The organism is Streptomyces shinuiensis (genome assembly GCF_043660855.1).
GTDB lineage: Bacteria > Actinomycetota > Actinomycetes > Streptomycetales > Streptomycetaceae > Streptomyces.
Map to the genome: position 1 here is coordinate 3,167,878 of NZ_JBIHML010000001.1, position 22,352 is coordinate 3,190,229.

Sequence of the window (22,352 nt, forward strand, 5' to 3'; positions counted from 1 at the left end):
GAGACGGGAGTCATCAGGTACCGCGCGGCCGCTCCGGGCCGACCCTCGGCAGGTAGTGCGCCTCCCCGCCGACCCGCACCACACCCCCGCCGCGGCAGTCCGGGCACCAGCGCACCGGCAGCCCGGCCGGCGGCCGCTCCGGGTCGTCCACCGTCCGCAGATCGTCGGACGGGTCGCCGCAGCGGGAGCACAGACCAGTCACCGCCCGGCCTCCCTCTCGGCTCGGCGTGCTGCGGCGGCCCTGCGGATGATCTCCTTCGCGCCGGACGCGGCCTCGCAGTCTGTCCCGGCGGCACAGGTGTCGCAGGCGAGCCGGTGCTCGGCGAGGACGGCGCGGGCGCACGGGTCGCAGATCACGATCGTGTGCGACGGCCCGGATGCCTTGTCGTCGGTGGCGAGGGGGATGGGCTGGTGGGTGTGCTGGCGGCAGGCGAAGCAGCGCGGCAGCGTGCGGAGTGGGGTCGGGGTCGGGGTGTGGTGGGTAGCCTGTGTCATGCCGATGCTGCTCCCTCAGGTCGGCCATACCCCCGGACCGGTCCCACGGTCGCGGGGGTGATTCGTGACACACGGTACCGGAACCGCGTCCGTCCGCGTCCATCCGCTCTCAAGAACTCTCAACCGCGCTCACGAGATGCCGGGTGCACTCGGGGGCGCGAGCATCGGCGTATGGACGAGCCTCACGTGCCGCTGTACGCCTACGAGCGTCTCGCCGCCGACCTGGAGGGCGAGATCGCGTCCGGTCGTCTGCCGGTGGGTGCGCGGCTGGAGGGTGAGCGGGAGATGGCGGACATGCGCGGCGTCTCCCTGAACACAGTCCGGTCCGCGCTCAAGCTGCTGCGGGAGTGGGGCCTGGTGGCGACGAAGCCCGGCGCGGGGACGTTCGTGATCCGCTCCCGGCGGCCCGACGCGCCCCAGGCATGACGAAAGCGCCCCCGCCCGACCCCCACTGAGGGGGCCAGACGGGGGCGCTTCATCGGGCGGTCATCTCATACACGGTCAGCAGCAGCGCCGCCAGACCCACCAACGCCGCCAGACTGGGGAGCGGCCACCGGGCCCGCTCCAGCGACCGCAACCTGGTCTCGTGGTCCGTCAACTGCTCCGCCGTGTCCTGGTCCCGCTGGGTCAACGCGTCCAGCTTGGCGTCGATGCGGTTCAGCGCGTCGTGCAGTGCTCTGATCTCCTGGTACATCTGGGCCGGGCTGATGTACACCCCGGGGTCTGCCGGGCCAGTCACGGGCTGCCCCGGTCCCGGCGGGCCAGGGTAGCCACCCCGTCGTCGGGCCGGTCCGTCCGCAGTGCGCCCAGCCACCGCTGCACGGCCGGGACCTGCATGATGCGGGTGACGGCCGCGGCGACCGCGAGCGCACCGGCCACCCACGGCACGGTGGCCGGCAGGCCGAGCTCATCGACCAGCACCGGCACCAGGAGCGCGAGCGCGGCCGCGGTCTGCACCACCGTCCGCACCGTTGTCCTCGTGGGCATCCGCACAGCTCAGCCCTCCCCGGTCTCGGTGACGCGGAGCTCCACTCGCACGCCCTCGATCGCCGACTCGATCCGGGCCACCAGGGCATCCACGTCCACCTGGCCGTCCCGTGCGGCGAGGGCGGCGGCCAGCTCCCGGATCGTCACGCCCTGCGCCCGCACCTCAGCCTCGGTCCGCAGCGCAGTCTTCGTCAGGTGAGTCAGCACGCTGTTGAGCTGCCAGCTTTGGTTCGTCTCCGACCCCCACGGGGCGTCGATGACGCCGTCCAGAGTCAGCACCTGCTCGGCGATCTCGCGGGCAGTGGGCATGTCGTCCTCCTCGCCCCGGTCCCAGCCGGGGCTGTGGTTCAGGCGCTCGCGGATGCGGGCGCGCATCGTGTTCATGGAGAAACCGCGCGGGTCGACCTTGCCGGGCTGCCACTCCAGGTGTCCGATCACGGACTCGGCCTTCCAGCCGTGGTGGCGGCACAGCGCGGCCGCCGCGCGCTCGATCGCCTCGAGCTGCGCGGCGGGCCAGGGGTCGCGGCCGTCGCCGAGGTTCTCGCACTCGAAGCCGTAGAAGTGCCGGTTGCCGTCGGTGTTCGCCTCGTTCGCCGGCGGCAGCGGGGAGCGTTCGGCGATGACGGCGCGCAGCACGTCGTCGTCACCGGCGCCGGCATGGTTGGCCCGGCCGTGGCCGACCAGGTGCACCCGGCCGTCCTTGGTGATCACGCCGTGGCACAGCGGACCCGGAAGAGTCGAGTAGCCCCTGCGGCAGATCTCGACCGTCCGGGCCGACCCGGAGGTCACGGTGTGGTGGATCTCCACCCCGTGCACCGGTCCCCACGGTCCCTTGTGGTTGCGGTTGTGGGTCCGCCAGTTCCCGACCTCCACCACACGGAGGCCCTCTTTCTTGAGCGCGGCGACGAAGGCGCTCGCGCCGATGGGTGTTGCCATGTGCCCTCCCGAGGGCGGTTCAGTGGTGCCAGGCCGTGCCGGGCGCTCAGGTGGCGGTCTCGTATACGAAGTCGCAGCGGATGGTGTTGCCGGACGCCCACGTCCAGGGGGTGACGGCGTCGACCAGGCCCCAGTTCGGGCCGGTCAGGGCGGTCGCGTCCACCCGGCCCGTGCTCGTCTCCAGCCCGAACGTGCTGGTGTCCAGGAGCCGGACGCGCACCCCCAGGCGGGTGCCGATGGAGGACTGGGCGATCTCGCCGTTCCCGGCGTGCAGGGTCGCGGCCGCGGCCTCCACCGGCAGGCTGAAAGCCCAGTTGTCCGAGGCGCCGCCGCCGCCGAAGTTCGTCGTGCTGCCGAACGAGATGATCAGCTTGCCCATACAGAGCTTCCCGAAATGGGTGTAGGCGCAGTCCAGGGTGGCGTCCCCGAACGACGGTGTGTTCAAGCCGGTGGTGGTGGTCCACGTCGGCGTCCACGTTTCCCACGCGCCGGAGGTGATGGCGGCCAGGCGCTCGGCGGTAATCCGCATCCCGGCCTGCCAGTCCACATACGTCACTGGGGTCTCTCTTTCTAGTGGCTGACGATGGCGGGCTGTGCCAGGCGGATGTCGGCCCCACGGGCGTGGCTCTTGGTGATGCTGTTGACGGACCGGGTGACGGTCATGGCCTGCACCGTCAGATCGGTCGCGCCGCTGATGACGTACAGGCGGGCGTGGTTGTCGTCCGCGTCGCCCTCGGGGAAAACCACGGTCTCCGCCCCGCCCGCCGCGCGTTTCGCCCAGGCCCCGACCGTTGCCGTAGAGCCGCCGTTGGAGCCCGTGGTGGCCAGCACCGCCCACCCCGACCCGGACGGGCCGGGCGCGGCCGCGTCGTTGTCGTAGCCGTGCAGGGCCAGCAGCCACCAGCCCGCCTCCGTGGAGACGGCCGTGGTGAGCTCCACCGGGCCCGGGTCGTGCCCGTTGAGCGGGTCGGTGGCGAGCCCGTCGAGGTGCTCCTCCACCACCGGAGCCCCCGACGCTACGACCGACACGGCGGCCCACGGGGCCGACACCGACCGGGTGGCGGCGCGGGTGCCGGTCGCCCCGGCCGCCGCCAGGATCTCGGTGGCGTCGGCGAGCACCGACCACACCCCGGTGGTCTGCGCCCGGACGGTCATCGTGCCGGGCACGGTCCACGCCTCGGTGCCGTCCCACGGCACCCAGGCGCACACCAGCAGACCTGCGCCGGTCGCGTCCACGCTGGGGGCGACCGCGCTGGTGGCCGCCACGGTGTCGGAGTCGGCCGCAGCGCGCATCGGCGCCTCCTCCGGCTCGGTGCAGGCGGTCGCGGTCACCACCTCCCCGCCCACCCGCAGGTCGAACGGGAATTCGGCCGGATCGGTCGTCCACTGCGGGCCCTGTGTGGTGGTCACGTACAGGGCCGTGTCCGCCTCCCCGGCCGGATCCGCCAGGACACTGCCGGCGGTATCGGCCCGGCCGAGGACGTCGTCCCCCACCACGCCGACGGTCCAGGGCCCGGCCGGGCTGCAGTTCGCCCGTACCGTCCAGCGGGTGGGAGACAGCATCTCGGTGTAGCCCTCGGCCATCAGGGTGACCGCGCCAGCAGGATGCTGCGGAGGCAGACCGGTGACCTGGACCAGGTCCCCGGAGTCCAGGCGCAGCCAGTCCTCGATGACCTGCGGGGCGATCGCCAGCTCGGCGGACACGCTGGGGTAGCGCATGCCGGGCCAGGTCCCCAGGTGGACGCGCCACGCGGCGATGTCCGGCAGCTGGCCGTCGGATGCAGGGTTGAGGGTCAGCTGTTCCTCGTAGCGGCCGCGGCGGGCCACCGACTCCTCATCGACCACGCGCGCTGTGCTCCCGCCGCGGCGGGAGACCTGCACGTCGTTGCGGGTACCCGAGTCGTCTTTGACGGGCCGGAACGGGTTGGTGATCTCGCTGGCGCCGGCGTCCAGCTCCAGTACAGGGCGCTGGTTGTAGAGGCTGGTGCGGGTGCGGTAGCGCAGGCCGATTCGCTCGCGTTGCTCGCCGAGGATCCCGCCATCGACCGCCGCGCACTCCCGCAGCAGCTCCAGCAGCTTGCCCGGCCGCTGTGGCCCCATAGCGGCGGTGTCGAAGGGGCGGCCGACGACCCGGACCAGGATGCCCTCTTCGTCGCACAGCCGCGCGATGCGGGTGGCCGCAGCCTCCCCATCGAATCCGTGGTCGGCCAAGTTGTAGGCGAGCGTGTCTGGATCGGTGAACACGCCGAGGTGACCGACACGGAGTCCGTCCAGCGGCTCGGTGACGGCGATGGACACGCGAGTGGCATGCCCCGCGTCCCCCGACCACGAGGCGGCATAGGTGAGGCTGGACTCGCCGATGGAGATGTGGCGCACCTGCAACGTGGTGGTGCCGCCAGATGTCTCGGCGAATAGCTGGAGCCTGATCCACGCCCCGAAAATCGTCGACGCCGCGTTGATCAGGGTGGTGCGGTTGTCGTCGGTGTCGTACCCGTACACCAGCAGCTGCGGCGTCGTCGGATCGAACATCCCCGCGTGGATCTCGTAGCGGGCATAGGTGCCGCCGCTGGTGTAGACGGCCATCACCTGAGCTGGCGCGTCCGGTGCGGTGTCGGCGTGCATGACCATCTCCACGTGCCACGAGCCCGCCGCCGCAGCCGGTACGGCAGCGGTCAGGGACGCGCCGGTGCCCAGGCGGGGCAGCGCACGCGAGCCGGGCAGCGTGTCATCTGCCGCGAACTCGATGTCCCCGGAGACCTGCATCGGCTGCACACCGGGTGTGGGGCTGTACGCCTGGGTGGCGTCCCGGTCCTCTTCCAGCGGCCAGTACGCCACCGGGGAGAAGGACGGGATGCGGCGCCGCAGTGTCGATTCCAGCTCCTTCTGGCCTTGTGAGAGGCGACGCAGCAGTCCGGAGACGGTCACGCTGACGCGGGATTCGCCGTCGTCGGTAGCGGAGGACAGATCCCCGTAGGGCCAGTCCGGCTCCCACGAGTCGGTCTGCCCGGTGATCCGCGGGTGCCAGTTGGTGACCTCGGCGGGGGCAGTGACCGTCCACGGCAGTCCGGCCGAGTCGGTGACACCCGTGGTGCCCGGGTCCAGGTTCCGGAAATCCGGGCTGGCGACGATCGTGCCGCCGATCCCGTCCCGGACCTCAGCTCTATGGATACGCCCGGTCAGAGTGCTGCGGACCGCGCCGCTGACGCTGGTGTAGGACGGAGTGAGGGTGAGGGGCTCGGCGCTGGAGTACACCGAGGTGACCCCCGTGCCGTGGTGCGTGTAGACCTCCTCCCACGGTCCGTCCAGCGACTCGGCCCAGTACAGGACCACGGTGTAGCCGCCCGTCCCGTTGTCGACGTCCAGGGTCGCCCGGACGGCCGCACGGTGCGGGACCTGGGTGGGCAGGGCACCGCTGGTGATCCCGGTGAACGTGCTCTCGGTGCCGTCGGTCGTCCAGCCCAGCACGATGGTCGTGTTGGACAGGCGCAGCACGTAGGACCATGTGCCGTCGTTCGGGCCCCACTTCCCGATGAGGGTCTCCTCCAGGCCGGCCGTGTGCCAGTCGGCGGTGGCCTCCACGCGGAGGTCGAGGTCGCCGGTGATGTCCAGGGCTGGGGTGTCGGGGGTGGAGGCGTGGCCGTTGGGGTCGCCGTTCAGAGCCAGCCACGATGCGCCGTGCTGCACGGACAGCCGTCCGGGGACGCCCTGGTCGATGTACGGCCAGTACGGGCTCATCGGGTGGTCGGGGGTGTATCGGCCGTCGGGATTGTCCAGCGTCACGGACGCGCTGGTGGGCTGCACCTGGGCGGCCTCGGCGGCGCGGCCGCGGGAGATACCGATGGATTGGGCGTGGATGCTGGTGGTGACGTCGGTCCACTCCCACTCGGCCTGGTCGCCGGCCGGGTCCGCGCCGAACGCGAGCTCCAGCCGGATGGGCAGCCGGTCGTCGGGGAACGCCACAACCTTCCTCCTATCGTGTTTGTCCGAGGTGGGCCTGGACGTCGCCGCCGCCTTCGGTGTGGATGTTGTGCCGCAGCCACTCCAGCAGGGCGCGCGGCATGTTGGTGCCGTCGACGACGACGGTGGTTCCGGCCGGTTGCGCGGACCCCCGCGGTGGAGCGGCCGCCGCAGACAGCGGCAGCGCGGTCCTGGCGGTCATCCGCGTGGGGTTCACCAGGCTGGCCATCGCTTCGTCCACGACGCCCTGCCCGTCGCGGATGCCGTCCACGACACCGGCCGGGATCCAGCGGCCGATCTGGTCGCGCATGACCTTCGAGGGGGAGGCGATGCCCAGCGCCCGCGCGATCGGGCCGGGGATGCTGCTCTTCGCCCAGGAGTAGAGGGTGTTCCACAGCCAGCCGCCCATCGACCGGATACCGGCCCACAGGCCGCTGACGAGGTCGCGGCCCTTGCTGTACAGCAGCCCGCCCAGGCCACCGATCGCCCTAGTGATCCGGCCGGGCAGGCGCCTCGCCCACCACACGATCTGGACACCCTTGCGGACCGCGGCGTCCTGGAAGTCCTGCCAGGCGCTGGCCGCTTTCCGGTACAGGAGCCAGCCGAGCCCCGACAGGGCCGCCGTCGTGCGGCTGGGCAGGGTCTCCACGCTGCTGGTCCAGTCGGACCACACGCGAGAGATGGGGCCGGCGATGTAGTCGTCCCACAGCCCGCCGAACCAGTCGGAGATGGCGGCGCCGAGGACATCGAACACGATCCCGGCCTGGGTGGCCTTCTCCGAAACCCAGGTCTTGAGGGACTCCCACCACTCCGGGAGTTTCTCGGTCAGCGCGGAGATCATGCCGCCGACGAACGTCCAGATCATCGCCGTCGCGGCAGCCACCAGCGCCGCACCGACCACGATCGGCAGAGCAGCGATCGCAGCAACGAACGCCGCCCCCAACGCCGCCACCTTGAGAACCTCTTCGGGGTTCTCCATGACGTAGGTGCCGAACTCCTGCCCGGCCTCGACTACCGCGTCGATCAACTTGGGGCCGAGCTTGCGGACCTTCTCCCACGCCTTCTCGCCCAGCATCTGAAGCGCGTTCAGGACCTGATCCGGGAAGCCGTCCGCGCCCTTCCCGGCCTCGTCCCAGATGCCGCGCAGCGTTCCGCCGAGCTGTTCCAGGCCGCCGATCGCCGATCCCAGTCCCTCCACGAAGCCCTGGGTGAGTTGCCGGCGGAACCGCTCCACGCGCGCCCCGGCGCTGTCCCGCAACGTGTCCCCGAGGTCCTCGGCCGCGCCCTCCATGTTGCCCAACGACGTGGTGGCCTTGTCCACGTCCAGGGCGAACAGGTCGGCGCCGAGATTCTCGCCGGGGCCGCCGAACAGCTCCTGGACGACGCGGGCGCGCTCGGCGGACTCGGGCATCTTCCGCAGCTCATCGAGGACGCTGTCCAGGGCGTCGCGGGCCCGGTCGCCTCCAGCGCCGACATCGGCACCCATCTTCTTGCCGTCCAGCCCCAGTGCCTTGAACGCGTCCTGCACGGACTCCGAGTCCGACACGGCCTGAAGGCTGAACTCCTTCACCGCATCCGCGATCTGGTCGGTGTCCTTCACGCCCGCGTCGAGGCCCTGACGGATCAGGCCCATCGCGTCACGGCCGTCGAGGCCAGCCTGCTCGAAGATGCTGCCGTACTCGGTGATGGTCTCCATCGCGTCGGCGGCCCGCGAGTCCGTCCGGTCCAGGCCGGCGGCGATGAGGTCGAGCGCTTCGTCCGCGTCCTTGGCCATGCCGGACTTCATCAGCTGCCCGACACCGGTAGCGGTCTCACCCAGGTCGAACTCGAAGACGTTCGCGAGGTCGGCGACCTTCGTGGACACCTCTTCGATCTGCCGGTTGGTGGCGTCCGGCGGCAGCAGACCGGCGCCCATCACGCCGCGGATGGTGTCGGCCGCCGACTGGAAGTCGTCCACGATCGCTTTTGCGTACAGGTCCCCGGCCAGGTCCCCGTACCGTTCGGCCTCCTCGGGGGTGGCGCCGAGCTGCGCACCGAGCCGGGCGGTGATGCGGGATTGGTCCAGCGCCTCGGTGAACCCGGCGATCAGCGCCACACCGGCGGCCAGCCCTACGGCTGCGATACCGGCCTTGAAGGTCTGCCCGAAGGTGCCCGCGGTCGCGCCGCCGGCGTCGGCGGCGGGCCGGTCGGCACCTTCCGTGAGGCTTTCCCCGGCCGCGCGGCCGGCGTCGGCCCCGGCGTCGTCCGTACCGCGCCGCAGCGTCTCGCCGAAGCTGTCCCCGGCGCCGCGCCCGGCGTCGGTCCCGGCCTGCCGGGCCGGTTCTGTCAGGGCGCCGCTCAGGGCCCGCTGCGCCTCCGCAGAGAACCCCCTCATAGAGGGGATCAGGCGGACGAAAGCGACTCCGACTTCCTCGGCCACGACGGCTCCCCTTTCCCTGGGTGTGGTGGCCCCTTATGGGGTTGGGGCGGGCCCGTACTGGGCCAGGAGCTCGGCGACCTCGCCCGGCGACCGGTCGGTGCGGCCGGTGGTCAGACCCGGCGTCTTCTTCAGCGGGCTGATCGGCTTGGGCCGCTTGCGGCCCTTGGCGCCGTCCTTCGAGCGCTGCCAGTTCGCGGTGCGCAGCTCATCGACCACCAGGAACAGCAGATGCTCGGTGGTGGTGTAGCCGTCCGACCCGGCGGCCTGCGCGGTGAGGCTGTGCGGGTCGGCCAGCAGCGAGGTGTGCAGCAGCGTGATCTGCCCCAGCGGCAGGTCCTCGGGCCGCCCGGCGCCCCGCAGCAGCAGATCGGCCGTCAGCGCTTGCGACGCTTGCGGGGACGCGAGGACGGCGAGGGCTCTTTTCCCACGCGCCCCGAGTGGCGGATCCAGGCGCGGGCCAGGTCCGCGCCGACCGTGGTCGGCATCTCCATGATCGCGTGGTAGGCGTCCGGGTCGGCGATCTCCTTCAGTACCGTCTCGTCGCCGGTCCGGATCCGGTTCGCCTGGTGACCGGAGACGGTCTGGGCGTTGGGCAGGCGGTAGGTGCGGCCGTCCAGGCCGATGAACTCGAACGGCTCCTCGGAGAGCTCTTCCACCGCCTTGCGGGCGTCGAATGCTGCCATGCGCGGATCTCCTTGCGGGGTATGGGCGCGGATCGAACGGGGAGCCCCGTGGCGCACTCCGCGCGAGATGCGCCACGGGGCCGACTAGGCGGCCGGGGTCAGGAGGTGATGTCCTCGCCCCACGCCGAGCTGTTGGAGAACTTCGTCATCAGCACGCTGTTGTCGTCCGGGTAGGCGGTGATCGTCACCGGATACATGACGGCGCTGCCGGACTGGTAGGGCACTTCGCCCCGCTCGGTCAGCTCGGCGTTGCCGAGGTGGATGCGGATCAGGTCGTCGCCGTCGACGACGTTGAGGACGAAAGTGCGCCGGTCCGAGGTGGGGGCGGCGACCTCGATCTTCCACTCGTCGGCGTTCGCCTCCACCGTGGAGCCGGGGTAGAACAGCTCCAGGTTGGAGCCGCGGGTCTGGATGAGGGTGCAGGACAGGGTCAGCACGCTCTCGGTGCGCGCGGCGCGCACGACGGTGGCGTTCTGCCAGGCGACGATGTTGTCGACCGAGTCGTCCCAGTTCTCGGTGACGCCGTCCTCGGACACGTAGCCGTGCCCCTTGTAGGCGGCGTCCAGCGCCGTGCTGGCGTCGGTGGGGGCGGTGGTACCGAGTGGGGCGCTGAACAGCTCCCCGGTGATCGCTACGCGGACTTCGTCAGCGACCAGGGCCATGGTGATCTCCTCACAAGGGGTTTGGCAGGGGCACCCGGGCGCGCGGACTCACCGGGGGAAACAGTTGGTCAGGGGGCTGGTTCGATCGCGTTGTTGGCGCGGACCAGCAGGGAGTAGGTCGCCCACACCCGCGGGCTGCCCGTGACGGGGTCGTCGTCCAGGCGGGGGCCGAGGAACTCGCTCACGCGGTAGCAGGGGACGCCCAGCAGGCTGGTGCCGGACAGGGCCCACACCTCGGCGCGTACGGCCAGGGCGAGGTTCATGGCGGCGGCGTCGTCCGGGTCCCAGCAGTGGACGTCGACGCGGGCGGCGTCGCGGACGGGCGGTTCGGCCTGCCCGCCGACGCGGCGGACCTGCACCAGGCGGTCCGGGCGCGGGTCGGGGACGCGGGAGACCACTGGGACCGGGGCCCGCAGCGGCGTGAGGTAGCCGATCAGGGCGGCGTTCAGGTCGGGGAACCCCATCACAGGGCCTCGATCTCGATCGGGCCGGTGATGGTGTGCAGCGGCACCCACCACACCCGGCCGGGTTCGTGGGTGAGGGCCAGGCAGTCCTCGGTGACCTGCGGGGCCTCGGCGACGCCGATCCACTCGGTGGTCCCGTCGCCCACCTGCCACCGCACGCGGTGCGTCGGGCCCGGCGGGTCAGTCCCTCGCTGCATCGATGGCACCTCCCAGGATCCGGCGCTCCCGCTCGATCCGCAGGCTGGAGGGGTGGATCGCGATGACGGTTGCGCCGGCGCGCTGAGCGCCGGTGTAGGTGTCGGCGATCACCCGGACCGGTTCGGACACGTGGGAGTCGGCGGTGGCCTCCTGGAACTGCGGGTCGGCGACCGCCCGCACCTGGTCGGCGCGGCGCTGCAGATCGGCGCGGACCCCGTCGGAGCGCAGCAGCGCCCGCGCCCCGCGGGACCTCAGACGGAACCTCACAGCAGCCATGTGGCTCTCCTATCCGTCGACGATGCGCAGCGTCAGCTCCGTGTGATGCGGCTGCGTGCTGCCGGTGGCGGCCATCGCCAGGGGGTTGTAGAACGGGCCGGGCTGCCCGTCGACCTCGAACGTGACCGGCCCCGAGGGGTGGGCGTCCCACTCGATACGGGCCCGGCGCGGCACGGTCGCGTCGGTGACCATCAGCCACCGCTCCTGCATCGGGTCGGCACCGACGACGGGGATCTGCGCCCGCGACTGCTGCTCCAGCCACGCCGAAGCGGTCGTCCGGCTGGCGGCCTCGCCGTAGTCGTAGGCGGTGTTGCCGTAGGCGCTGGTGGAGGTGGCCGGGGCCACGACGGTGACGGTGTGCGGCATCAGCCGCGGCGGCACCCTGCTGCTGGCCATCACAGGGCCCTGGTCTGGATCGTGGTGGCCTTCCGCCGGTACCGCTTGAGGACGTCCCGGTCGGCCTGGGTGATGCCCACCGACGCGCCGGAGCTGCCGGAGCCCTGCTGGACTTGGTAGTTGTAGGCGCCGATCCGCTCGGACACCATCCCGGCCACCATCGACGGGGCCAGGAGCGTGCGCAGCACCATCGCGCACACCACCGCCACCACGTCGTCGGGCACCTCGGCGTAGCCGTGGCTGTAGGTCACCCGGTAGGTGTTCACCGCGCCCCAGCCGTCCGACCACGTCTCGGGCAGGTTCAGCAGCCAGTCCGTGGACGGCGGCCACACGTCGACCTTGTCGATGCCGTCCCACGTCCACGATCCGACCGGCAGGGTGATGTCCGGGATCGTGTCGGAGCCACCGACCGCCACCACGCTCGTGACGTCCGTGACCGGCCGCTGCGGCAGCCGCACGGTGGTGCCCACCGGCCGCAGCACCACTTCGTCGCCCACCACCTGGGTGAAGTCCTGGCCGGTGTAGCCGCGCACCAGCGCCGAGGCGTCGGCCAGCAGCGCATCCGCGCGGGCCGTCTCATCGGCTGTCAGGTCACGCCCCAGCCGGGATTCGAGATCCGTCGTCGTCGCGAGCGGAGCCACCTCGCACCACCTCCTCTACCGCGGTCACCCACCGCTCCAGCTCGGGAGCGGGGTCCAGCTCGGCCGACCGTGCCCGGGCCCGGCTACTGGCCTGGCCCCACACGGCCGGATCGTCCAGGAGCCGCCGCAGAGTCTGCTCCCAGCCGGCCACGTCGTCCCGGCCCACGAACAGCCCGGCGGGCCCGAGGGACTCGCGCAGGCCCGGGGTGGGGTTGGCGATGACGGGGATACCGGAGGCGAGGGCCTCCACCGCGGCCATGCCGTAGGACTCGTACCGGGACGGCATCAGCAGTACCCGGGTGCGGGACCACACGTCCCGGCGCATGTCCGTGGTCTGCGGCACGATCTCCACGGTCGGCCGCGGCATGGCGATCTGCCTACCGTGCGCCCCCATCACCCCCAGGAACCGCACGTCGGGCATGCGGCGGGCGAGCTCGTACAGCAGCGGGGCGCCCTTGTCCTCGTTCAGGTTGACCAGCGTCACCGCGTCCCCCGGGGTGGTGGCGTGCTGGTGCGGCCACACCGGCGGGTGCACCACCACCGACCGGGCCACCCTGGCGGCGTACTTCTCGGCGATCCAGGCGGTGTTGAACACCACCAGGTCCGGCTGCTTGGCCAACAGGCCGCGGTTGAGGGTGAAGTCGTTGTGCATCAAGAACACGGACTTCGCGCCGATGGTGCGGGCGACGTCGATCCCCAGGCCGGTGTTCTGGTGCTGGGTGATCACCACGTCCGGGTCCTCGGCCCGCACCGCGGCGGCCGCCTCCCGGGGCCCGGGCCGGGACAAGCCCCGCACACCTTCCCACCGCCAGTGCTGCGGGGCGTGCGGGGTGTGCGTGGTGGCCACCACCGCTTCGTGGCCGGCGCGCTGCAGCGCCACCAGCAGCGTGTGCAGCATCGTCTCCGACCCGGCCATCCGGTACGGAACGCAGAAGTGCACCAGCGCAGCGACCTTCACCCGGTCACCTCCGGTAGCCGAAGCGGTCGGCGCGCCCATCCAGCAGCTGCCACACCCGCAGCGGGTCGACGTTCGCCCGGGTGCGGTGGTTGACGGCCGTGGACACCCGGCGGGCCGCCTGGCGGTCGACGCGCACGCCGAGTGCGTCGCCGAGCTCGGCCAGCGCCCAGACCTTGCGCAGGTCCTCCACGCGCAGCTTCACGTCCGCCACCGCCGCGCACCGGGTGTTCCAGGCCACCCACCACTCCACGGCGGCCTCCAGCGGCGGCAGCCCGTCGACCTCGGGGCAGTGCTCGCGGGCGAACCGCGCATACGGGCCGTCGGCCTGGTCGGGGTGGAACAGGTGGGTGCCGACCAGGGAGCGGACCACCGCGACGGGGTGGCGCACCACATGGGCGACCGGCCCGGACCAGGCGCGGGACTCGAGGTCCGGCAGCGCCAGCCATGAGGAGTCCCCGTCCAGCCCCGGTGTGCGGTCGCCGGTGCCGTCCGGCCGCCACCAGCCCTCATGACCGCAGGTGGCGCCGGAGGCGCGCAGCAGCTCGGCGACGTAGCCGGTGCCGGACCGGCCGGTGCCGACCACGGCGAACCGCGGCGCACCCTCCGGTTTCTTCGCCGGCGTCCTGGCCGTGGACGCCGACTTGCCGCTGCTGGTGGTCTTCTTCGCGCGGCGGGGCGCCGCCGCCTTCTTCGCGGCGACACCCCCCTCCTTCTTCGCGGCCGTCATCAGGAGCTGGCCGGGACGACCGCGGCGAACGGGAACTTGCCCGTGGCCGTGTCGGCGTTCGGCCCCAGGCGGGTCGCGGGGTTCGCCCGCGCCCACGCCACCCGCATCACCGCACGCCACACGGTGGAGTCCTGCTGCATGGCGTTGAACACCACCGCGCCGGTCTCGTCGGTGATGACACCGGACTCGTGGCGGGTGAAGGTGATGTCCTGCCGGATACCGATGATGCTCTTGGACCAGTCACCGTGGATCACGGACGCCGCGGTGGAGTCCCAGGCGCCGTTGGCGACCTCCTGCATCGGGAACCCGTACAGCCCGGACTGGCCGGGGCCGGACAGGTCCCGCTGGTAGATCGGGGTGCCGTCGGTGGACCGCATCCCGATCAGCTCCCACCCGAAGCCGGGCTCCGCGGCGAACCCGGTGGTGGTGAACCCGCGCTGCTTGAGGACCCGCGCGGACAGGGCCACGTCGGCGGCGATGTCGTCGCCGGTGCCCTCGGTGGTGGTCTGCCCGGCCGCCGTGATGGACGTCATCAGATCGTCCGGCCACGTGGCCGGCTTGTTCACCCCGAAGAAGATCGCGGAGTCCAACGCCTTGCCCATCGCCTCCACCAGCTGCGGGCGGGTCTCCTCCCACACGGGGAACGCGTTGTCCTGCTCGTAGGCGTGGGGGATCGCCACCAGCACGGCGAGGTCCTCCACGATCAGGTTGACGCCGGACCACTCGGCCTTCGTGGTCTCCTTCAGGTCGGTGAAGTCGTTGGACGACTGGCCGACCCAGTAGGCGCCGGCGAGCGCGGAGGTGGCGGCCATCCGCGCCTGCCGGGTGGACATCGTCCGCCGCCGCGACAGGCGCAGCGCCGCGGACGTCTCGGTCATCTGCTTGATGACCTCGTTGGACCACTCGATGGGCAGCAGATCGGCGTTGCTGCCCGCGACGTTGTCGTATCCGGCCATACGGCCACTCCTTGGGTGTCATGGCCGCTGGCGCGGCCAGGTCAGTCGGCGGAGCGCTTGGCGCGCATCCACTCGTTCATGTCGGTCGGTCCGCTGCCGCCGGGCGGCAGCGCGCCGGGGGTGAGGTCTGCCACCGGGCGGGACGCGGCCCGCGCGGCCGGCTGTGACGGGAGCGCCTTCAGCAGCTCCTCGGCGTCGGCCTTCAGCTCGTCCTCGTTGGATCCCTTCAGGCGCGCCACGAGCGGCGCCGGGACGCCCAGCTCGGCGGCGACCTTCTGCCGCAGCACCTCCCCGCGGTACTGCTGCGCCTCGGCCTGGGCGGCCTGCAGCTGCTCGGCGAGCTTCTGCGCCTCGGTCTTCTGCGCCTCGGCGACCTTGTCGTACTCGGCGGCCTTGGCCTTCAGGTCGTTGTAGTCGGCGTACTTGGACCGTTCACGTGCCAGCCGCTCGGCCACGATCCGGTCGAGGTCGGCCTGGGTGAACGTCTGCCCCTGCCCCTGGCCCTGCTGTTGCCCGGGCTGGGCGTTGGGGGCACCGCCCGCAGGCGGCATGTTCGGCTCTTCAGCCATGAGATGTGCTCCGTGAACCCGTCGGTGTATCCGGCCGTTTCAGCGCAGGCCGTCCGCGCGTCCCCGCCCCGGAAGCGGGCGAGGAGGTCTCATGTGCCGGTGTTCCGGCTGGTCCAGTAGGCGCGCCACGCCTCCACCGACTCCCGGCCGCTGGTGCCAGCGGTGACGTCCTTGTACGTCTCGTACAGCTCGCGCACCTCCTCCGGCTCCGGCTCCCGCCGGTACAGCGGCTCCGGGGTGCACCGGTCGTGGTCGTGCGCCTGGAAGTCGACCGTGCCCTTGGAGTACACGGCGCCCCGGCTGATCAGCAGCGCACAGAACGCGCACGGCGAGGACCCGGTACGGCGCCACCCGGCGATCTCGTCGCGCTCGGCGAACGTCCGCATCGTCGTCGCCCGCGACCCTTCGAGGACCAGGCGCTCTGCCGCGCCCTGCAACTGGGTGGACATCGCCCGCACCGCGCCCTCCGGGCTGCCGGTGGCGGCCACATGCCGCTTGAACGCCACCGGCCCGGTCACGCGCAGGCTGGTAGTGATCTGCTGGCCGGGCAGAGCCACCCGCACCGGGTCCAGCGTCACCCCCTCGAGGGCGGCGTGGCGCCGCAGGTAGGCGCGGGCCAGGCGAGCGGTCGCCGACTGGCCGACGGCGATCTCCCGCTGCATCTGTACCGAGACGCCGTCCCACCAGGAGTCAATATCGTCCAGGTCCGCGCCTCGCACCGCGCGGCGGATCCGGTCCAGCACCAGGCCGGCGACCTGCAGGACGCTGCGCTGGTGCGCGGCCGTCAGCGCCTGAGCCTCAGGAGACGGCACCGGCGGGCTCCTGCTGCTGCGGCGGTGTGGCCGGAGGCTGCTGGGCGCCGGGCTCGGGGGTGTCCATCAGCGCGGCGAGAGACGCCAGCGCGTCCCCGTCGTCCGCAGCCGCCTTCCACCGCTCCACGTCCTTCTGGGTGATGCCCGGCAGGAAGGACCACAGCTCCTGGGGCGGCACCCCAAGCATCTGCGCGGCCTTGCCCCAGGCGTCGACCACCTGGGCCAGGGACCGAGGGGTGGTGTCGCGCCAGACGACCTCGCCGGAGGTGTCCTCCCACGTGTCGGTGTCGCCCATCGCCAGCCCGGCCAGCCGCAGCGTCTGCTCCACGCTCTCACCGAAGCTGGTCTGGTGCTCGGAGATGTCCTGCCGGTGCCCGGCCTCCAGCGCCGCCAGCGCCTCCGCCGAGATGTTGGAGACGGCGTTACCGACGACCAGGTTGTGCGGCGGGATCTGCGCCACCGACGCGATGTACAGCAGCGCCTTGTCCCGGCTGGTGAGGTAGCCGTCCAGGCTGGTCTGCCCGAACTCCCCGAACTTCGCTTCGTGGTCCTCGGCGTGGAACAGCCGGTCCACGCCGACGTCGAACGGCTGGATCGGGTTGCCGTTGGCGTCCTCCTCGATCGTCATGCCGGTGACCCACCGCTGCCGGAACGCGGCGTAGTGCTGCGCCATCAGCAGCGCGTAGGTGCTCTGGTTCAGCTGCCGCTGCACCGGCAGCAGCGGCTCCACCTTCCCCCGCGGCCCGTCGTCCAGGTCCTCGAAGGAGTCGGCGTACCGCACCAGCGGCGTGACGCCCAGGCCGTGCGCCTCCGTGGCCAGCAGCTTGGAGGCGGTGCCTTCCTCCGCCACGGCGACGGTGTGCACCTGCTGGTCGTCCATGACGCGGGCGGTGCGCCGCTTGTGGCCATCCACGGTGCGCGTTCCGCCCCACACCAGGCCCAGCTGCGGCCACTCGTCCACCATCGTGTCCTCGTACAGGGCGGTGCACCGCCGAGGCGACAGAGGCGTGATGACCGGCGCCGGGCGGCCCTTGAGCACCAGGGCGTAGGAGACGCCGTACTGCACAGCGGCGCGGAACAGGCCGGCCTGGCGGGCGTCCATCCGGTTGGACTGCCACACCGCGTCCCACACCGGCGAGGACTCGCCGCGGCCGGGCCGGTACCCGTCCACGTACAGCGCCTGCGCCACGCTGGTGACCACCAGCGGCAGCACGTTGAACCGGGACTGGTCGACCAGCTGCTTGTACTCCTCCGTCGCCTTCCTGGGCACGTAGATGTCGTTGGTCTTGCCGGTCACCGCGGCGTGGATCGGGTCCAGCCGCCGGGCCTCCTGCCTGCGGGCGTCTATCAGCCCGTCCAGCGCGCCCAGCACGTCCTTCTCGGTCTCCAGTGCCACCCCGGTCACCTCCACCCCACCACGCGCCCGCTGCGGCGCTTCTTCGGCTTCTTGTACTTGGCCCACTCAGGGGAGGACAGGACCATGCGGCGCACCATCCGCGCGCCGATCGCGCACACCGCCAAGTCGATCTTCTTCGGCGACTCGCGGTTCTCCTTCGCGACGGACACGCCGTACCGGTTCGGCCGGCGGCGGGCGTTGAGGACGTGCCGCTGCAGCCGCGAGTCCCCGTCATGCGTCAGGTCCCGCTCCCGGATATCGATCTCGGCCCGCTCGCACGCCTGGGTGAAGTCCCGCAGGTGCCCGCGCATGTCCCACGCCACCGGGTGCGCGTTCCGGCCCACCGACGCCTGGATGAGGAACTGCTCTCCGAACTCGGCGCCCCAGGCGTCGACGTAGGACTCGAACTCGGCCAGGTCGGCGAAGAACGCGACCACGTTCCGCTCGGCGATGACGCGGCGGACGGTCAGGTCGACGTCGGCGCGGTCGACCTGCCAGCCCTTGCCGTCCGGCCCGGCCGGTTTCTCCCAGCAGCCCAGCGTCATCACGTGCCCGGTGGCCATGTCGCACCCGACCAGACCGGTGGCGTCGTCGCTCTTGGAGCCGTCGAAGAACATCACCATCGGCGCGTCCTCGGCGATGTGCAGATCGGGCCGGGCGCACGCGGTCCAGGACGGTTTCGTCGTCCAGCCGTCCCGCGACGCGGTCGGCTGGTTGAAGAAGTACCGGCGGGACTCCTCGGGGTCCTTCTCGATGTTCCAGAACTCGGCCTCCACGATGCCGCGCAGGTCCAGCACGTCCCCGAACGGCCCGTACACCTCCCGCAGCGCGCCCACCATCGCGTCCAGGTCGGCCAGGTCCACCTCGGCCGGCGCTTCCCGGTGGTCCCACAGCAGCCGCCGCTCACGCACCCGCCCCTCGGCGATCATCTTGGCGCGCTCGTGGAGCTTCTCGAAGACGCTGTCCTCGCCCGGCTGGTACATCGTGGACGTCAGCAGCGCCCACGGCGCCGCCTCCCGCCGCTTGCGCAGGTTCCGGTCCACCGTCCGGTACATCTGCCGCAGCTCCGGCAGCACGTACAGGTGCGGCTCGTCGAAAACCGCCAGGGTCTCCTTACCGCCGTCCCGGCTCGCCGCGGCGGCGGTCGACGGCCGGATCTCCCCACCGTGCGGCAGGAACACCCTCGTGAGGCCGGCGGTGTTCGACGGCAGCCCCTCGGCCAGCGGCCCGTGCTCGAGGTTGTAGTTGATGTTGTCGTAGGTGTTCCCGGACTGGGACTCCTCCGTGGCCAGACACCGGATGAACGGATACGTGATCGGGCGGCCCATCGGCTCGCCCGGCTCGTACTCGTACACGAAATCCCGCCACCGGTACATCTCCCCGCCCTGGGCCCACCCGGCGAACCGCACCGGGGCGAACGCCTCCGCCAAGCTGATGAACCCAGCCAGCTCACTCTTGGCCCGCCCTTTCGCGCGGGAGATCGCCACCGTGTCGTACAGCCGCCGCCCGGTCTGATCGTGGGCGTAGCAGTCCAGGATCAGGCCGGCGAACTCATCGTCCAGCGGCAGGTACTCGCCGCCGTGCCGCGGATGCAGCGGCACGCCCTGGACATCGCCCGGCCCATGGACGCAGAACCACTCGACCCAGGCCAGCACCACGCCGAGCGACCGGTGCCGGTCATGCTCGGGGGCCCGCACCAGCTCACGAGGCATCGGTGAGCCTGCGCCTGCGCTGCGTCAGGTCGGCCACGCCGTCCGGCGGCGCCGCCGCGGCCTGCGTCACGCTGCCGTCCTCCACCACGGTCCACCGCAGCGCCGCCATCCCCTTCGGAGTCAGGCCGAGACGGTCATCCAGCTCCCGCATCTCGCGGCAGATCGCCAACCGCCCGGATGCCAGCGCGGCCAGACGCTGCACCAGCTCCTTGACGGCCTTCCCGTCCTCGCCCTCCAGCAGCTCCAGCGCGTCCAGCGAGTGCACGGCGCCGATCGCGACCAGGTCGTCCTCCAGCGACGCGCGGCGGGCGATCATCGCCTCATGCCCCGGGGCCCAGGCGCAAGCCTGCGGCGTGCTCCACGCCCACTTCCACCAGGCGCGGCCGCACCGGCCGAGCTTGAGCCAGGACGGCGGCCGCGGCGTCGGCCCTTCGCGGCCGGTCACGGGCAGCTTCGTGGTGGGCACGGTCGGCGCGTTGCGGCGGCGCCGGTTCTCCGACGGCAGGGGCCCGGGCATCGTCCACCTCCCGTCAGAGCAGAGCGTCGATCACCTCGGTGAGGTCGGCCAGTTCGGTCGGGGCCTGGTCGTAGCGCTCGCCGAGCGCGATGTACCGGCCCGCCCCGTACACCTCAAGCGCCGTGCCATCCGGCCGGCGGATACGGCGGCCGCGCCGCACGGTGCCGCGGCCCCAGATGTGCAGCCCGGTCCCGGACCGGGAGGTCTCCACGTAGGTGTCCGGGCAGCGGTCCAGGATGGCGCGCGCCCACGGCGTCACCTCGCCGCCGGTCAGGCAGTGGTCCAGGTCGATGCACACCACCTGGTCGCCGTCGGCCAGGACGTAGCCGAGGCCGGCGCCGCGCCCAGAGCGGGCCGCAGCAGCGTGGTCGGTCCAGGTGGCCGGATCGGTGACCGAGGCGGCCGCGCCGGTGTCGGCGCGCAGCGGAACCTTGTCCTCACCGGCCCGAACCCACCGCTTCTGGGCCCGCATCTCGGCCGGAATCGCGCGCCGGGCGCGGTGTGCGGCGACCCTGCAGCGGGTGCTGCAGTACCGCTGCGGCCGGCCGACTCCGGCCCGGCGCAGCTGCTCACCGCACTGCTCGCACGCTGTCCTGATCACGGCACCAGTCTACCGTGCCTGTAACGAAACAGCCCCCCGATCAGGGCAAACGATCGACCCAGCACGGTCGATTCCGTGTGCCGGACCGTACCGCGGAGCCGGGCCAATCAGCCCGGCCACCCCCTGCCAGGCCGCCAGCGGCCCACCTGCGGCCGCCCTGCCCCCGCCCCGGTCCAGAGCGCGGAACCCGTACACGGCGCGAGTTGCTATGCCGCACCGCTGGCCCTGCGACGGGGCGGGAGGGGTCACCCCCACCCCGGCAACGCTGCTGGTCAGAACGGTGGACGCTCCATCTCCTCGCGTGCCCGGCGCCGAGCCTCGGCCAGCGGATCCGGCTTGGGTTGCTCGATCAGGCCTGGATGAGCCTCGGTGGGCCGGCGGCGGGTGGGCATCTCGCCCCGGGCGGCTCGTGCTTGCAGCGCGGTGCGGCGGCGGTGGTGCGGCCCGCACAGGGTGCGGAGGTTGTCCAGGGTGTGGTCGTCGGGGTCGCCGATGTGGTCGGCGTCAGTGCCGGGGTTGGGGCACTGCTCCCCGTCCTCCACCCAGGTGCAGCGGTGTCCGTCCCGGGCCAGGGCTTGTTCCCGGAGGGCCTTCCACCCCCGGGGTAGGGGCGTCCGGCGCCTCTCCGAGGGGCTTGCCTGCCAGTGTTCTCCCACTGCTCACCCCCGTGGTCCGGTGCGGGCCGCCTACTTGTTGTGCTCGGCTACGAGCTTGTCCAGCCGCTTGTTGAGTGTGTTGATGTAGTCCTCGCTGGAGGGGACTTCGTCGGTGCGCCAGCTGAGCATGAACCGGCCGGCGGCGTGGTACTCGCGCTCGCTGCTTCCCTCGCTCATCGTGTCGGCCCAGTGCTTGGCGGACTTGGGCGTCTTGAGCTCGTAGATCAGGACGCGGTCGGTGTCGATGCGGGCGACGACCGCGTTGGGGTTCCCGTCGTCTTCTTCGACGGGGCCGGGGTTCTGGTCGCCCAGGCTGATGGTGTGGGCCTTGTCGAGGGTGTCGGCGACCTCTTGGAGGGTCAGCTCGTTGGCCTCGGCGGGCTTGCTGCTGTCGCTGCTGGTGCTGCAGCCGGTGAGGGCGAGGATCGCGGCCGCGGCGAGCGCGGCGGTGGTGGTGTGTATGCGCATCCGGTCATGGTGCTCGCTCGCGGGCGGGCGTGGGTGGGGTGTTGCCGGTCTGTGATGGCGTGGCCGCCCGAGGGTCCTCGTTCTCCTCGGGCGGCCTGCCGCTCCCACCTGCACCCACTCCCGCCCCCACGGGGTGGTCTGGCCGCGCAGGGCAGGGCAGCACCCCTGCTGTCGTACCTGCCCTGCGCGGAGTCGGTGTGGTGCCACAATCGCCAGGTGGATCCAACGATTACAGGCGCCTGGATCGCCCTGGGCGGGGCCGCCTTGGGTGGGCTAGGCGGCTACCTGGCTGGGCGGGCCCAGGCGAAAGGGACCGTGGACGGAGTCAAGCTCCAGCTACTGGGGCAGCGCGAAGACGCGCTGTGGCAGGCGGAGCGCGATGCTTACGCGAGGCTCTATAGCCAGTTCAACCAGGCACGAATCGAGATCGGCCACCTTATCGGCTTGTACGAGCTTGATAGAGGGGCGGCGCGAGCTCTGGCAACGGCAGGGACTGGTTCTCGAGAAGAGGCTCTTGCCACCCTGCAGAGCACGATCAAGGAGTGCTGGTACCAGGAGTGCCTTCTGAAGCTCAGTGCCCCGTCTGAGCATGCGCGGATTGCTGCGGGCGTTCGGGACGAACTGTCCAATGTCATGAACGTGTTGCATCCGTGGTGCGCGACCAGAGCTGCCGGAAGAGGGGAAGCGGACAGTCTGAAGACCGAGTTGGATCAGCGGATGGCTGCCTTCAGAGAGGCTCTCGACCGGTTCGCGAGCGATATCCAGGGATGGCTCGCCAAGCCGCGCATGCACGGTTCGGTGATGCCGCGCGGGCGCTGGCTGGGCGGAGAAGTCCGTAGACAGGACTGAACGTCGAAGGCCCCGGA

At 71.7% G+C, this 22,352-nt stretch carries 28 protein-coding genes and 1 pseudogene; 2 read left to right on the forward strand and 27 right to left on the reverse strand.

The annotated features are described in order from the left end of the window. Positions 1–13: 13 nt before the first annotated feature. Positions 14–202, reverse strand: a complete 189-nt coding sequence (locus tag ACGRHY_RS14400; RefSeq protein WP_394635741.1) for a hypothetical protein — start codon at positions 200–202, stop codon at positions 14–16. After that, positions 199–495 (reverse strand): hypothetical protein, encoded by a 297-nt coding sequence (locus tag ACGRHY_RS14405; RefSeq protein ID WP_394635742.1) that lies wholly within the window; start codon positions 493–495, stop codon positions 199–201. Before ACGRHY_RS14405 ends, ACGRHY_RS14400 begins: the two co-directional genes overlap by 4 nt. 171 nt (positions 496–666) lie before the next feature. On the opposite strand from ACGRHY_RS14405, the gene ACGRHY_RS14410 reads away from it, so the two are divergent. Beyond that, on the forward strand, positions 667–921 hold the full coding sequence (locus ACGRHY_RS14410; RefSeq protein WP_394635743.1) for a GntR family transcriptional regulator: 255 nt from the start codon (positions 667–669) through the stop codon (positions 919–921). 49 nt (positions 922–970) lie between these two features. On the opposite strand, the gene ACGRHY_RS14415 is transcribed toward ACGRHY_RS14410, so the two are convergent. The 25 genes and pseudogenes from ACGRHY_RS14415 to ACGRHY_RS14535 form a co-directional block, all read right to left on the reverse strand. Next, on the reverse strand, positions 971–1,234 hold the full coding sequence (locus ACGRHY_RS14415; protein ID WP_394635744.1) for a hypothetical protein: 264 nt from the start codon (positions 1,232–1,234) through the stop codon (positions 971–973). Beyond that, on the reverse strand, positions 1,231–1,482 hold the full coding sequence (locus ACGRHY_RS14420; protein WP_394635745.1) for a hypothetical protein: 252 nt from the start codon (positions 1,480–1,482) through the stop codon (positions 1,231–1,233). Before ACGRHY_RS14420 ends, ACGRHY_RS14415 begins: the two co-directional genes overlap by 4 nt. Before the next feature lie 348 nt (positions 1,483–1,830). Continuing rightward, positions 1,831–2,406, reverse strand: a pseudogene (locus ACGRHY_RS14425) (N-acetylmuramoyl-L-alanine amidase); the annotation flags it as partial. A gap of 58 nt (positions 2,407–2,464) precedes the next feature. Beyond that, positions 2,465–2,974 (reverse strand): hypothetical protein, encoded by a 510-nt coding sequence (locus ACGRHY_RS14430; RefSeq protein WP_394635746.1) that lies wholly within the window; start codon positions 2,972–2,974, stop codon positions 2,465–2,467. A gap of 14 nt (positions 2,975–2,988) precedes the next feature. Further along, positions 2,989–6,378: a hypothetical protein gene (locus ACGRHY_RS14435; protein ID WP_394635747.1), complete on the reverse strand. Its 3,390-nt coding sequence runs from the start codon at positions 6,376–6,378 to the stop codon at positions 2,989–2,991. Between the two features lie 10 nt (positions 6,379–6,388). Continuing rightward, complete coding sequence (locus ACGRHY_RS14440; RefSeq protein WP_394635748.1) at positions 6,389–8,749, reverse strand: phage tail tape measure protein; 2,361 nt, start codon at positions 8,747–8,749, stop codon at positions 6,389–6,391. A 78-nt stretch (positions 8,750–8,827) separates the two neighbouring features. Next, on the reverse strand, positions 8,828–9,244 hold the full coding sequence (locus ACGRHY_RS14445; protein ID WP_394638047.1) for a DUF5361 domain-containing protein: 417 nt from the start codon (positions 9,242–9,244) through the stop codon (positions 8,828–8,830). Further along, entirely contained in the window at positions 9,169–9,477 is a 309-nt protein-coding gene (locus ACGRHY_RS14450; RefSeq protein WP_394638217.1) for a hypothetical protein, read from the reverse strand. Before ACGRHY_RS14450 ends, ACGRHY_RS14445 begins: the two co-directional genes overlap by 76 nt. 98 nt (positions 9,478–9,575) lie before the next feature. Beyond that, positions 9,576–10,139 carry a phage tail tube protein gene (locus tag ACGRHY_RS14455; RefSeq protein ID WP_394635749.1) on the reverse strand — a complete coding sequence of 188 codons (564 nt, stop codon included), beginning with the start codon at positions 10,137–10,139 and terminating at the stop codon, positions 9,576–9,578. A 68-nt stretch (positions 10,140–10,207) separates the two neighbouring features. Beyond that, positions 10,208–10,603, reverse strand: a complete 396-nt coding sequence (locus tag ACGRHY_RS14460; protein ID WP_394635750.1) for a hypothetical protein — start codon at positions 10,601–10,603, stop codon at positions 10,208–10,210. After that, complete coding sequence (locus tag ACGRHY_RS14465; RefSeq protein ID WP_394635751.1) at positions 10,603–10,800, reverse strand: hypothetical protein; 198 nt, start codon at positions 10,798–10,800, stop codon at positions 10,603–10,605. The genes ACGRHY_RS14460 and ACGRHY_RS14465 overlap by 1 nt, the downstream gene beginning before the upstream one ends. After that, a complete protein-coding gene (locus ACGRHY_RS14470) occupies positions 10,784–11,077 on the reverse strand; it encodes a hypothetical protein (protein WP_394635752.1) in 294 nt (97 codons plus the stop codon). The genes ACGRHY_RS14465 and ACGRHY_RS14470 overlap by 17 nt, the downstream gene beginning before the upstream one ends. 9 nt (positions 11,078–11,086) lie before the next feature. Further along, on the reverse strand, positions 11,087–11,473 hold the full coding sequence (locus ACGRHY_RS14475; protein ID WP_394635753.1) for a hypothetical protein: 387 nt from the start codon (positions 11,471–11,473) through the stop codon (positions 11,087–11,089). After that, the gene (locus ACGRHY_RS14480; protein ID WP_394635754.1) at positions 11,473–12,114 is read right to left on the reverse strand and encodes a hypothetical protein; all 642 of its coding nucleotides are present in this window, start codon (positions 12,112–12,114) and stop codon (positions 11,473–11,475) included. The genes ACGRHY_RS14475 and ACGRHY_RS14480 overlap by 1 nt, the downstream gene beginning before the upstream one ends. Continuing rightward, positions 12,065–13,072 (reverse strand): glycosyltransferase family 4 protein, encoded by a 1,008-nt coding sequence (locus ACGRHY_RS14485; RefSeq protein ID WP_394635755.1) that lies wholly within the window; start codon positions 13,070–13,072, stop codon positions 12,065–12,067. The genes ACGRHY_RS14480 and ACGRHY_RS14485 overlap by 50 nt, the downstream gene beginning before the upstream one ends. A 4-nt stretch (positions 13,073–13,076) precedes the next feature. Then, complete coding sequence (locus ACGRHY_RS14490; protein WP_394635756.1) at positions 13,077–13,799, reverse strand: hypothetical protein; 723 nt, start codon at positions 13,797–13,799, stop codon at positions 13,077–13,079. Next, entirely contained in the window at positions 13,799–14,755 is a 957-nt protein-coding gene (locus ACGRHY_RS14495) for a phage major capsid protein (RefSeq protein ID WP_394635757.1), read from the reverse strand. The genes ACGRHY_RS14490 and ACGRHY_RS14495 overlap by 1 nt, the downstream gene beginning before the upstream one ends. A 41-nt stretch (positions 14,756–14,796) precedes the next feature. Further along, on the reverse strand, positions 14,797–15,324 hold the full coding sequence (locus ACGRHY_RS14500) for a capsid assembly scaffolding protein Gp46 family protein (RefSeq protein WP_394635758.1): 528 nt from the start codon (positions 15,322–15,324) through the stop codon (positions 14,797–14,799). Between the two features lie 89 nt (positions 15,325–15,413). Next, positions 15,414–16,136 (reverse strand): VG15 protein, encoded by a 723-nt coding sequence (locus ACGRHY_RS14505; RefSeq protein ID WP_394635759.1) that lies wholly within the window; start codon positions 16,134–16,136, stop codon positions 15,414–15,416. Continuing rightward, complete coding sequence (locus ACGRHY_RS14510) at positions 16,123–17,532, reverse strand: phage portal protein (RefSeq protein ID WP_394635760.1); 1,410 nt, start codon at positions 17,530–17,532, stop codon at positions 16,123–16,125. The genes ACGRHY_RS14505 and ACGRHY_RS14510 overlap by 14 nt, the downstream gene beginning before the upstream one ends. 5 nt (positions 17,533–17,537) lie before the next feature. After that, positions 17,538–19,244: a Terminase gene (locus tag ACGRHY_RS14515; protein WP_394635761.1), complete on the reverse strand. Its 1,707-nt coding sequence runs from the start codon at positions 19,242–19,244 to the stop codon at positions 17,538–17,540. Beyond that, a complete protein-coding gene (locus ACGRHY_RS14520; protein ID WP_394635762.1) occupies positions 19,234–19,761 on the reverse strand; it encodes a hypothetical protein in 528 nt (175 codons plus the stop codon). The genes ACGRHY_RS14515 and ACGRHY_RS14520 overlap by 11 nt, the downstream gene beginning before the upstream one ends. Positions 19,762–19,774: 13 nt before the next feature. After that, positions 19,775–20,362, reverse strand: a complete 588-nt coding sequence (locus ACGRHY_RS14525) for a DNA primase (RefSeq protein WP_394635763.1) — start codon at positions 20,360–20,362, stop codon at positions 19,775–19,777. A 272-nt stretch (positions 20,363–20,634) separates the two neighbouring features. Next, positions 20,635–20,904, reverse strand: coding sequence for an HNH endonuclease signature motif containing protein (locus tag ACGRHY_RS14530; RefSeq protein WP_394635764.1), 270 nt, complete (start codon positions 20,902–20,904; stop codon positions 20,635–20,637). A 144-nt stretch (positions 20,905–21,048) separates the two neighbouring features. Next, the gene (locus ACGRHY_RS14535; RefSeq protein WP_394635765.1) at positions 21,049–21,486 is read right to left on the reverse strand and encodes a hypothetical protein; all 438 of its coding nucleotides are present in this window, start codon (positions 21,484–21,486) and stop codon (positions 21,049–21,051) included. A 216-nt stretch (positions 21,487–21,702) separates the two neighbouring features. On the opposite strand from ACGRHY_RS14535, the gene ACGRHY_RS14540 reads away from it, so the two are divergent. Further along, the gene (locus tag ACGRHY_RS14540; protein WP_394635766.1) at positions 21,703–22,335 is read left to right on the forward strand and encodes a hypothetical protein; all 633 of its coding nucleotides are present in this window, start codon (positions 21,703–21,705) and stop codon (positions 22,333–22,335) included. Positions 22,336–22,352 lie beyond the last annotated feature (17 nt).